At 49.9% G+C, this 10,786-nt stretch carries 14 protein-coding genes and 1 pseudogene; 8 read left to right on the forward strand and 7 right to left on the reverse strand.

Going from position 1 to position 10,786, the window contains the following annotated elements; translation table 11 throughout:
• A pseudogene (locus tag ACFPXP_RS00750) lies at positions 1-574 on the reverse strand (stage V sporulation protein AD); the annotation flags it as partial.
• Positions 575-604: 30 nt separating this feature from the next.
• Positions 605-1,761 (reverse strand): IS3 family transposase gene (locus tag ACFPXP_RS00755; RefSeq protein ID WP_127490457.1). Its coding sequence is split into 2 segments (ribosomal slippage): positions 605-1,509 and positions 1,509-1,761, totalling 1,158 coding nucleotides; the frame shifts between segments, so codons are not numbered across the junction.
• A 91-nt stretch (positions 1,762-1,852) separates the two neighbouring features.
• On the opposite strand from ACFPXP_RS00755, the gene ACFPXP_RS00760 reads away from it, so the two are divergent.
• Complete coding sequence (locus tag ACFPXP_RS00760; RefSeq protein ID WP_379891500.1) at positions 1,853-2,719, forward strand: IS3 family transposase; 867 nt, start codon at positions 1,853-1,855, stop codon at positions 2,717-2,719.
• On the opposite strand, the gene ACFPXP_RS00765 is transcribed toward ACFPXP_RS00760, so the two are convergent.
• The 3 genes from ACFPXP_RS00765 to ACFPXP_RS00775 form a co-directional block, all read right to left on the reverse strand.
• Positions 2,676-3,332 carry a DUF4011 domain-containing protein gene (locus ACFPXP_RS00765; RefSeq protein WP_379891502.1) on the reverse strand — a complete coding sequence of 219 codons (657 nt, stop codon included), beginning with the start codon at positions 3,330-3,332 and terminating at the stop codon, positions 2,676-2,678. The genes ACFPXP_RS00760 and ACFPXP_RS00765 overlap by 44 nt on opposite strands.
• A gap of 235 nt (positions 3,333-3,567) precedes the next feature.
• Positions 3,568-3,819: a UvrD-helicase domain-containing protein gene (locus ACFPXP_RS00770; RefSeq protein ID WP_379891504.1), complete on the reverse strand. Its 252-nt coding sequence runs from the start codon at positions 3,817-3,819 to the stop codon at positions 3,568-3,570.
• A 108-nt stretch (positions 3,820-3,927) separates the two neighbouring features.
• The gene (locus ACFPXP_RS00775) at positions 3,928-5,079 is read right to left on the reverse strand and encodes a phosphodiester glycosidase family protein (protein ID WP_379891506.1); all 1,152 of its coding nucleotides are present in this window, start codon (positions 5,077-5,079) and stop codon (positions 3,928-3,930) included.
• Positions 5,080-5,438: 359 nt separating this feature from the next.
• Between ACFPXP_RS00775 and ACFPXP_RS00780 the strand changes: the two genes are divergently transcribed.
• The 5 genes from ACFPXP_RS00780 (at position 5,439) to tnpC (ending at position 9,270) form a co-directional block, all read left to right on the forward strand.
• The gene (locus ACFPXP_RS00780; RefSeq protein ID WP_379891508.1) at positions 5,439-5,996 is read left to right on the forward strand and encodes a cupin domain-containing protein; all 558 of its coding nucleotides are present in this window, start codon (positions 5,439-5,441) and stop codon (positions 5,994-5,996) included.
• A gap of 183 nt (positions 5,997-6,179) precedes the next feature.
• Positions 6,180-6,557, forward strand: a complete 378-nt coding sequence (locus ACFPXP_RS00785) for a hypothetical protein (protein WP_379891510.1) — start codon at positions 6,180-6,182, stop codon at positions 6,555-6,557.
• Positions 6,558-6,956: 399 nt separating this feature from the next.
• Positions 6,957-7,271, forward strand: a complete 315-nt coding sequence (gene tnpA, locus ACFPXP_RS00790; protein WP_144870669.1) for an IS66 family insertion sequence element accessory protein TnpA — start codon at positions 6,957-6,959, stop codon at positions 7,269-7,271.
• Entirely contained in the window at positions 7,271-7,627 is a 357-nt protein-coding gene (gene tnpB / locus ACFPXP_RS00795; protein WP_019124014.1) for an IS66 family insertion sequence element accessory protein TnpB, read from the forward strand. The genes tnpA and tnpB overlap by 1 nt, the downstream gene beginning before the upstream one ends.
• An 80-nt stretch (positions 7,628-7,707) precedes the next feature.
• Positions 7,708-9,270, forward strand: a complete 1,563-nt coding sequence (tnpC, locus tag ACFPXP_RS00800) for an IS66 family transposase (RefSeq protein WP_379891513.1) — start codon at positions 7,708-7,710, stop codon at positions 9,268-9,270.
• 87 nt (positions 9,271-9,357) lie between these two features.
• Here tnpC and ACFPXP_RS00805 read toward each other — a convergent pair whose 3' ends face one another.
• A complete protein-coding gene (locus ACFPXP_RS00805) occupies positions 9,358-9,540 on the reverse strand; it encodes a transposase (protein WP_379891515.1) in 183 nt (60 codons plus the stop codon).
• Positions 9,541-9,607: 67 nt separating this feature from the next.
• Positions 9,608-10,066: a tyrosine-type recombinase/integrase gene (locus tag ACFPXP_RS00810; protein WP_379891517.1), complete on the reverse strand. Its 459-nt coding sequence runs from the start codon at positions 10,064-10,066 to the stop codon at positions 9,608-9,610.
• 241 nt (positions 10,067-10,307) lie between these two features.
• On the opposite strand from ACFPXP_RS00810, the gene ACFPXP_RS00815 reads away from it, so the two are divergent.
• Positions 10,308-10,556 carry a YuzF family protein gene (locus ACFPXP_RS00815; RefSeq protein WP_107338596.1) on the forward strand — a complete coding sequence of 83 codons (249 nt, stop codon included), beginning with the start codon at positions 10,308-10,310 and terminating at the stop codon, positions 10,554-10,556.
• Between the two features lie 82 nt (positions 10,557-10,638).
• A partial coding sequence (locus ACFPXP_RS00820) for a manganese catalase family protein (protein ID WP_379891519.1) occupies positions 10,639-10,786 on the forward strand: 148 nt, incomplete at its 3' end.

Below are 10,786 nucleotides of genomic sequence, written 5' to 3' on the forward strand. Positions count from 1 at the left end.
CCAAATCTCGAACATGCGCCTCAATGGTGTCTACCGCTGCAGGAGCCATCGCTGCGCCCATATTAAACGGATCTTTAATGCCCATATCGATAACCCGGCCAATGGTGGCAGATGTAACAACCGGTCCGTCGCCTTCCATGGATACGATGGCAGCACCGGCCCCGGTTACCGTATATTGGGCGGTTGGCGGTTTTTGCGAACCGTACTCGGTCGGATATCGGAACTGTTTCTCCGCACTGGAATCATGGCTGCATGTCCCCGCCAACACAAATTTCGCCGAACCGGAATTTACAAGGTTAGCTGCTAATGCCAGACTTTCCATCGAGGTTGAACAAGCGCCAAACACACCGATGTAAGGGATCGATAATGTTCGCGCGGCAAAACTGCTGCTAATGATTTGATTCATCAAATCCCCGCCTATGTAAAACTGGACTTGTTCCTTTGTCAACCCCGCATTTTCAATAGCCAGTTTTGCCGCTTCTTCAATCAATACCTTTTCTGCTTTCTCCCAGCTCTTTTGTCCCATCATGGATTCTCCATGGACAATGTCAAAATCTTTGGCCAGCGGGCCTCTGGACCTCTGTCAAGATAGTAGACATGGATTTTAGTGATTCACCGTATTGAAGTAGTGCTGCCTTTCAAAATCAGATGGCGTGCAGTACCCGATCGTCGAGTGAATACGCTCATTGTTGTAAAATACTTCGATGTACTCGAAGATGCTTTTCTCGGCTTCAGCACGGGTCTCAAATTTATTCAAATAGATAAGTTCCTTTTTGATAATGCTATGAAAAGATTCAATGCAAGCGTTGTCGTAGCAGTTCCCTTTCCGGCTCATGCTCCCTGTCATGGAGTAAACCTGGAGTTGCTTTTGGTAGTCATGGGAGGCGTATTGGCTGCCGCGATCGGAATGATGCAACACTTCTCCATCGGGCTGCTGACGACCGTAAGCTTGCCTTAGCGCCTGCAGCACCAGCTCTTTTGTCATGCGGTCACTCATATGCCATCCAACGATCTTGCGGGAGTACAGATCCATTACGCTTGCCAGATACAGCCAACCCTCCCCGGTCGCGACATACGTAATATCTGTCACCCATTTCTCATTCGGTTTACTTGCCGTAAAGTCTTGGTTTAACACGTTGTCTTGTACCGGCAGGCTGTGCTTGGAATTCGTTGTGGCTTTATATTTCTTGACGGTTCTAGACCGCCACTCTTGCTTCTTCATAATCCGTGTTACGGTCCGTTCAGATATGCTGACTCCTTGCTGATTCAGCTTCTGCGTGACCTTTGGGCTCCCGTAAAGCTGACGGGAATCGTCGAACACTTCCTTGACCTGCTCTGTCCATTCTTTGTGCTGGCGCTCTCGTTCACTTTCAGGGCGATCACGCCATTTGTAATATCCGCTGCGAGATACGTTCATTACTTTGCACATCTTCTCCAGTCGGTACTCGGAGCGGTTTTCGTGGACGAATGAATATTTTACCGACGGTCTTTCGCGAAGAAGTGCATTGCCTTTTTTAAGATTTCGTTCTCCTCTTGCAACTCACGGATTTGCTTTTGCAGTTCCCGTAACTGATGGTTTTCGGACTTAAACACTTGATTTTGAACGATTTCCGGCTCGCTACCAAACTTCTTCATCCAACCGTACAAGGTATTGTCCTTTATCTTCAGTTCGCGGGCTACCTCCGCCACCGCCTTCCCGCTTTCTTTGACATACTGAACTGTCTTCTTTTTGTACTCATCGTCATAAAGTGGCTTTTTCATCTTTGACACAGTCCTCCGATAGTTGTCGTTTCATCAGTGTAATCTGTGTCTACTATTAAGTCTAGCATCACATCTTCGCAAAAGACCGGAATTGACTTTTCAGTTCATCCACAAACACCGCTCCAAGTATCCGGTGTCGGAGATGTGCAGGATCTTAAACGTATCCAGGAGCGGTTACTATCAATGGACCCGGCGCAAGGAAAGCGGTCGCAAGAGACGCCGCGAACGGTTGAAACAACAGATCAGCCGCATCTTCCTGGAATCGCGTCGCCTGTACGGTAGTCCGAAAATCACTCAAGTCCTGCGCCAGCAAGGGGTGCGAGTGTCCGAGAAAACGGTCGCCCGCATCATGCAGGAGTTAGGGTTGAAGTCGCGCACTGTAAGGAAATACAAGGCGACGACGGACTCGAAGCACAATCTGCCGGTGCATGACAATGTGCTGAACCAACAGTTCACGGCACATGCCCCCAACCAAGTCTGGATGGCGGACATCACTTACGTTTCGACAGGAGAAGGATGGCTCTACGTTGCGAGCATCATGGACTTGTACACGCGCAAAATCGTAGGCTGGCACGCCGGTGATCGGATGACCAAGGAGTTGGTCTTGAAGGCGCTGGACAAGGCTTACAGCCGTCAGCGGCCCAAAGGTGAGGTTTTGCATCATTCCGATCGGGGCAGTCAATACGCTTCACATGAGTACCAACGGCGGCTTCAGAAATACGGGATGAAAGGCAGCATGAGCCGTAAGGGCAACTGTTACGACAATGCGTGCATGGAATCCTTTCACAGCGTACTCAAAAAGGAACTCGTCTATCTGGAAAAGTTTAGAACCCGCAAGGAAGCACAAAGTCGAATATTTGAATACATCGAGTTTTTCTACAATCGCAAACGTGTTCATTCTGCAATCGGGTTTCTCACACCCGTTCAACGCGAACAAATGTACGTTCAGGCTGCGTAATTTTCTCGATTCTGTGTGTCCAATCTATTGACAGAGGTCCAGTAATGCTATCTTCGTGTGCATCGAATTCAGGTAATGTAATTCCGAATTCATGTTCCATTTTATATTTTAATGTTGGGTTAACCACGACCTCGTCTTCATGTAGACGTAGGACGAAGGGCGAGGTAATGGACTCTAGTGTAAGTGATACCGGAACAAGTACGATGGGGGAGGTGATGATCTGATCAGAGTCTTGGTTCTCCTTCCACCTCAAGAAACCAAATGAAAGATATAGGATGTTGACACCTTGCTCTTCAAGTGCTGTCTTTGCTTTGTTTCTAAGATTTCTTAATGTTTTCTGTTGCTCTTTGATGGTTTGATTGGTTTGTAAATCGCCAGTTGAAGTATATGTTTCACTAACTTCGTCTTCATCGTCATCAAAATCTTCAAATGGGATTGGGAATTTTAAAGCTGTTTCATTAACGACGAGCAGTCTAAACAATTCAGTGAGATCAGGGGCTACTATCTTGATGTTGGAACGTTTGGTTTCTCGATAGTTGATGAGTCTGTTTTTCTTGCCCAAATCAAGAAGACGCTTCTTCCATTTATCTATGCGGACATCAATTACAGCCATAATAACACCTCAGCCATTAGGACTAAATCATATGTATGTAAAAAGCTAACTAATTATTATTAAGTTCAACAATTGACAAAGATCTCCTTCTTTCGACCAGTCGCAAATTGCCAAATCTCAACAAACTCTATGAAAAAGCTAAACAACAACAAATAAGGGACAGTAACGATTCTGGTTGATAAGCGTCCTCCAAGTCCTTTTCATACGCTGCAGCAGGATATGCTGGTAACGGGTTTCACTCAAGATGACTTGTGTTACACCATGTTTTCGAATGATTTATTTTAAGCAAAAAAGAGTGAAATGTGCGGACTTGAATGGTTGCTGCAATATTTTCATCCATCCCAGGTAAATGTGCGATTCGGTCACGCATTTCCTCTGCCGCTTTTTTGGAAAACATGAGCAATATGTTTTTCGGATTGATGTTACGAACTGCAACCTGACCATTATGGCACCTGTCATCCTGCTCTTTCTTGCGTTCCAAAAGCAATTTATTAAAGGAATTACTTTAACAGGAATGAAATAATGCAAGACGGTTATGGTTAGAAAGGACGGTCGGGCGCGATTAAATCTGCTCCAACCGTCCTTTTTCTATCATTCACGAAGGAAATACTGCTACAAGCGCGTTACTCAGGTCTCTGCCTGGTGTGGTGATATACTTGCCGTTGGCATACAGACCACTTGAAGCACCACCGTCCAGATTCATCGCCTCTATTGCACCGAGCTTCACCATAACCTCTGCCAGCTCCTTAATGGTTGCAGACGATGCTGTTGCGATCAGCAGCTTGCCCTCGGCTGTTATGCCTACTGCACTGCGTGCTGCACGATTAGTCAGCACCTTCGGGTCCTTAAAGCCTTCCGCAGTTGGATTGGTATCCACTTTACCATTTCTTACAAGCCTGGGTCCTGCCTGAAGTGCAGATTCCACTAAACCTTTATCCAGAAGCTTTTTTAGTTCAGTTTCACCATCTGCGATAAGTGCATCGCCGGTATTCGTATATACAAATACAGCGCGTTGATCTCCAGAAGCCTTATAAATGACTTTTCCCGATTTTACAATATATCCGTATGGGATTTTTACATCCGTTGTAGAATAGGCATTAAAAAACGTGCCATTGACAGCAACAGCTGCTTTTGAACGCTCGGCCATCTTTTTTAGAGATTCTGTACTACCTATTTTGTTGTTAGCATACACCGTTTCAAGTGCAACTTTCGGGTGATAGAGGTCAATTTGAACAGTATTAACCTGAATCGTTTTAGTTGAAGTTTGAATTTTCGAGCTGCCGACGATAACGGGATCCTTTATTGCTCTTTCGATTCTTTTCAAAGATACGGCTTCGATATCTGTTTGCAGATCACCGTTTTTCAGCACAACACGCTCTTCTTTTTTCCATTCGACACTTGCGCCTAATGACTCTGCTGCAAAGCGCAGAGGAACATAGACTGTTCCCGATAAATAAAAAGGTGCTGCATCAAGGGTACGCTGCTTTCCATTTACAATGGCTTGCCGTGATCCAACTTTGAACTCCACACTGCCAGTATCGTTTGATAATAGTACTTTTTCCCCACTGCCTTTCCATCGGACTTTAAATCCGAATGTTTCGGCAGCGAAGCGTACGGGCACAAAGGATTTTCCGACCGATTCCTGTACAATAACATATCGCTTGGCTGCTGAGATTGTGCCAGCTGAATTGCCAAGCTGAACAAGAAGAAATAGTATTACACATGCTGCTATAGCTTTTTTAACCACATGTTTCTCTCCTATTCTCTATGCATAGTATTGTACGTTTCCATTATATATAAAATCTTGGTGTGCGAAAACAATAAAATGTATTCACCCCATATCTTAACAAGCATTATTTACATGAAATTTCCAAATGAGAATCGTTCCTCAACGCGGCCCGTTAAGAACAAATAAAGCATGGTGTCCAGTTTGTTTTGTGGATATGGTGAATACAAAATCATCTGGCCAACGCATGGGTCAAGAGACACGAACCCAATTTGCGGCAGGATTCGTCGCCCATTTTTGGCGCCTTGGTTAACCTATAAATGGGCGGCCGCATAGGATACAAAGAAAGTTCAGATTATTGAGTATGGAGAGGAGAATGAATGTTGTACCACAAGCCATACCATCACCACCAATGGTATAATCCGGCCCATTACAGTTGGAACGGCTATAATTGGAACTACTACGGGAATCCTTACTACAATTCGAGCAGTAATCATTGGAATAACAACTGGAATCCGTACTATAAATTAAAGGATTACGGGCCGAACCCTTTTGTCATTAATATTGAAAAGGCTGCTAAGCAAAACACCACCTTCCGCACGGCTTTATGGACAGGAAGGCATCTGCAGGTCACCTTGATGAGCATCAATGTCGGAGAAGATATCGGTTTAGAAATACATCCGACGCTCGATCAATTTCTGCGAATTGAAGAAGGCCAGGGTCTTGTCCAGATGGGGGCTAGCAAAGAAAAATTGAACTTTCAAGAAAAAGTCTTCGATGGCTATGCGATCGTGGTTCCCGCCGGAACATGGCACAATCTGATTAACATAGGCAACAGGCCGATTAAGCTTTACTCGATCTACGCGCCGCCTCAGCATCCTCATGGAACGGTTCATGAAACCAAAGCGGATGCCATGGCTGCCGAAGAACACCATTAATGACGATGTGTGGGTGAAAATTAAACGGAAAAAGCATAACAAAGGGGAGAGTTACCGAAATCGGCGGCTCTCCTTCGTCATGTAATGACCGAAACTGAAACGGCTTCTCTGTGAAGAGATTGGATAGCTAGGCCCGTGCAGTCGCATTAAACGTTAGACCAGTAATGAGCTCTGACCATTGCCGTGATCGAAGATCCGTCCTTGCCGACGCTGCAAAAATTAAAGAAGATGTTGGCGATTCAGCCCCGATGGTTTATCTTAAGCGACATTCGGGTCTTGAAGGAGCTCAAGCAGCGTTATCCCCGGCAATGGGCGGATATCGACGAGCATGTTACGTTGGGGTGGGCCCGCGTTCGGCAGGTGGTGAAGGAAGGAATACAGGAAGGGGCGATCCGTCCGTTCGATATGGACTTGTTTATTCAAGTATATATCGGCGGGTTGTACCGGCTGTTGGACGGGAAAGACGGCAGGAGAGATGGGCTCACAATGGAACAAGCGTTGGTTCAAATGGTAGAGCTTCTGCTTTATGGCATAGCGATTCAAAAGGAAACGAGGCAGTAGAGATGGAGGCAGCGTCGGTGACAGGGTGGCTTTAGGGCGACATTGAAACTGCAGTTGCACTCGCAGGAAGCCGTGTGGCGTTATCTTCGGACAGGGGTTCGACTCCCCTCGCCTCCATAATGTAAAAGGCTCGGACCTTCAGGTCCGGGCCTTTTACATTACTGGCGATGTAGAGGAGAACCCAGCAGGGTTCAGACCGCGCGCAGGGGAGCGTGAGCGAACCGAGCACGGCATGGACATGTACCGCTATGGTTGTCACCTTCGAATTCGCTTCGGCAGCAGTTCAATCGAGCATGTCCATACTCCCCTCGCCTCGTAAGCGTCAAATATTCCCCACCTACACGGACTCGAAGATTCATGAGAAACTAAGCGTATCGGAAAGATAGGAGGTACGCGCGAATGAACGAAAATGAACGCAACGAGCAATGGCGGGAGCGGATCCGTGCCTATCGGGAAAGCGGACAGACCATGCGAGCATGGTGTGCCGCCCAAGAAATCCCGTTCAACCAACTGAAATACTGGCTGCGCAAACTGTCGCCGGGCAAACGGAAATCACCAACGACGACTTGGGTGACGGTCACCCCAACGCCGCCTTCATCGGCGGAAGCCTCCCCCCTCGTCGTCCGGATCGGCAGCGCATCCATCGACATCCGCCCCGGTTTCGATGCGTCCCTGCTCACGCAAGTGGTGCGGGTGCTGGAGGCGGGCTGCTGATGCTCCCCCTTCCCGAACGGATCGTCCTGGCCAGTGGCGCGACGGATCTTCGGAAATCGATCGACGGGCTGGCCGCCCTTGTCCAGGAAAGCTTTGGCTGCAGTCCGTTTGCGCCCACCCTGTTCGTGTTCTGCAACCGGCAGCGGGACAAGCTGAAAATGCTTTACTGGGAACACAACGGCTTCTGGCTGTTCTACCGTCGGCTGGAGCGCGGCACGTTCCGATGGCCGGAGCCGTCGGACGGAAGTAGCCTGACGATCTCCCTGCAGCACCGTCAATTGCGCTGGTTGCTGGACGGACTCGCGCTGGATCAGCGGCAGGCCCATCGGCCGGTGCACGCCGAGGTCGTCCTGTAACGGCTTTCCCATCGGCGTGTTCACCAAATCGCCATGCTCATCGGCAGGAAAGGAGCCCCGCTGTCGCGAAATCCATCATCATGGAAAACCGAGCGGACATCTCCCCCCCGACCTCGGAAGAGGTCATTCGACAATTAACCGAACAAGTGGCGGCGCTCAAGCTGCAGGTTGCCTGGTACGAAGAGCAATTCCGGCGGGCGCAGCAAAAACGTTTCGGCGCCTCCAGCGAACAAACGCATCCGGATCAACTGACGCTGTTCAACGAAGCCGAAGCGGAGGCCGATCCGAAGGCACCCGAGCCGACGGTCGAAACGGTGACCGTTCAGCGGCGGAAGAAAGCCAAAGGCGAACGGGAAGCGAAACTGGCGAACCTGCCGGTCGAAACGATCCACTACACGCTGGACGAAACGGAAGGCGTCTGCCCGGATTGCGCCGGGCCGCTGCATGCGATGAGCACGGAAGTGCGGCGGGAACTGAAGATCATTCCGGCGCAGGTGAGCGTCGTCGAGCATGTACGCCACGTGTACAGTTGCCGCTGTTGCGAGCAAACGGGCATGCGCACTCCAGTCGTGACCGCACCCATGCCGGCCCCGGCGTTGCCGGGCAGTCTGGCGTCGCCCTCCATGCTGGCGCACGTGATCCATCAGAAATACGTGAACAGCTTGCCGCTCTACCGGCAGGAAGAACAGTTCCGGCAATGGGGCATCGACCTGTCGCGGCAGACGATGGCCAATTGGCTGATCGCCGCCAGTGAGCGGTGGCTCGTTCCCTTGTACGATCTCTTCCATACCAAGCTTCTGGCGCAAGATCATGTCCATGCGGATGAAACGACGCTGCAGGTCCTGCGGGAGCCGGGCCGATCCGCGCAAGCGAAATCGTACCTGTGGCTGTATCGCACCGGGCGCGGAGCCGCGCCCGATGTCGTGCTGTACGACTACCGGACTGGACGCGGCAGCGAACACCCGGAGGCCTTTCTGACCGGGTTCACGGGGTACTTGCAGACGGACGGCTACAGCGGATATGCCAGGCTCAAGGGGGTTACGCAGTTGGGCTGCTGGGCGCATGCGCGGCGCAAATTTCACGAAGCCGTGCAGGCGACGCCGCCCGCGCAACGCGCCCAAACCGCCGCGGCGGAAGGGTTGGCCTTGTGCAATGCGCTGTTTGAAGTCGAACGCCGCTGGAAGGAGGCGACGGCGGAGGAGCGCCATGCAGCCCGCCTGGAGGAAAGCCAGCCGATTCTGGATCGGATGGCGGCTTGGCTTGAGGGCCAACGCGCGCGCGTGTTGCCCAAAGGGCTGCTCGGCACTGCGATCACCTACTGCACGAACCAGTGGCCGAAGCTCACTGCTTTTTTGCAGGACGGGCGGCTGGAGATCGACAACAACCGCAGCGAACGGGCGATCAAGCCGACGGTGATCGGCCGAAAAAATTTCTTGTTTAGCAACACGCCGCGCGGAGCAAGGGCCAGTGCGGTGTTATACAGCATCGTCGAAACGGCAAAAGCAAACCGGCTGAAACCGGAGGCTTATTTGCAGTACCTGTTCGAGCAACTGCCACAGTTGCCGAACTTGCAGGACGCCGCCGCTCTGGAGAAGCTGGCCCCGTGGTCGCCCGCATTGCCGATCACGTGTCGCCTGTTCTGACGTTGTGCCCCGAACCGCTCTGACTGCTCAGTCAGGGCTCTTTGGCGTTCCGTCTTGTTTGGCGACGCCCGCGCATACGCTTCGTTCCTATTCTCGCAGGCTGGGGAAGCTTTGACCAGGTGTGCTAGATTTGACGCTTACCATCCAACCGTACAAGGTATTGTCCTTTATCTTCAGTTCGCGGGCTACCTCCGCCACCGCCTTCCCGCTTTCTTTGACATACTGAACTGTCTTCTTTTTGTACTCATCGTCATAAAGTGGCTTTTTCATCTTTGACACAGTCCTCCGATAGTTGTCGTTTCATCAGTGTAATCTGTGTCTACTATTAAGTCTAGCATCATTTATTCCCTTTCCCCACAAGCTTGATCGATGTTTTACCATCAAAACGAATGTCACCTACGGTTATATCACACAATTCCTGTGCCCTAGCACCGCTTGCATAAAGCACACTCAGTAATACACGATCTCTGGCGGATGCCTTTGTGGATCCATCCGGAAGCTTGAGTAGTACGGAGACTTCCTTCCGGGTTAAGTAGACGGGGGTTCGTTTAGGCTTTTTCTTTTGTGGAATAGCGGAAACATCTGTATAAAACCCTAGTGCCGAAGAGGGGCATTTATTTATTGCATAAGTGGCAAAGGATGAAAGCGCTGAAAGCCTTTGGTTTCGGGAACTTATGCTGCAGCCGCGCTTTTCTTCCAGCCATGCAAGGAATTCCCCGGTAATAGTCCCTTCAAGATTTTTAAAATCCACTTTTTCTGGGTATATCTGTTTTTCAGATGCCAGAAATTCAAACATAAGTTGAAACGCATATTGGGCATTGCCTGTTTAGTAAACTGCATTTGAAAACATTCCTCCTTGGGTAGGTGAAGTTTGAACTTACAGCATCAGTCTATGGCAGACGTGTAGAAGCGACACCGGCATCCGCCCGGTTTCCGGTCATTTTTATCGGGTTGTTTGTCTATACGCAGGCGGAGACACATCCTTCCTTACTTCGGCATAGGCTAAATGGTAACGAGAATGAGGAGGAGATTTCATCGTGTATGCTTATCCGAATGGAATGTACAGGGAAACGGCAAATCCCGCATTATCCACAGTAACCTTGGTTGACCCGTATTTTTATCACACCTTGCGCTCGCTTCAAGGAAAGCCGGTGGTTATTGAAACGTTTCGGGGCCCTGTTCGGGGTACGATAACCGACGTGAAACCGGATCATGTCTTGCTGCAAACAGACAATTCCTCATTTTTTCTGCGCACGCAGCAAATGATTTGGGTTATGCCCTCTTAGCGCTCCGGCGCGGCATGAGACAAACGTTCCCTGTCATAAAGATAATAAGAACTATTAATCTGATAAGGGGATGATGTCCGCCATGTTCAAGCGCATCAATCGCTTGCCCATTGCATTGCCTGTTCCCAAACATCCGGACGCCAACGCCGCGGCGGCTGTGCAGGAACTATTAGGCGGCCGTTTCGGGGAGATGTCTACGTTGAATAATTATTTGGTCCAATCTTCGAATT

The sequence above is a fragment of the Marinicrinis lubricantis genome (assembly GCF_042658665.1).
In the GTDB taxonomy this organism is placed as follows: Bacteria; Bacillota; Bacilli; order Paenibacillales; family KCTC-33676; genus Marinicrinis; species Marinicrinis lubricantis.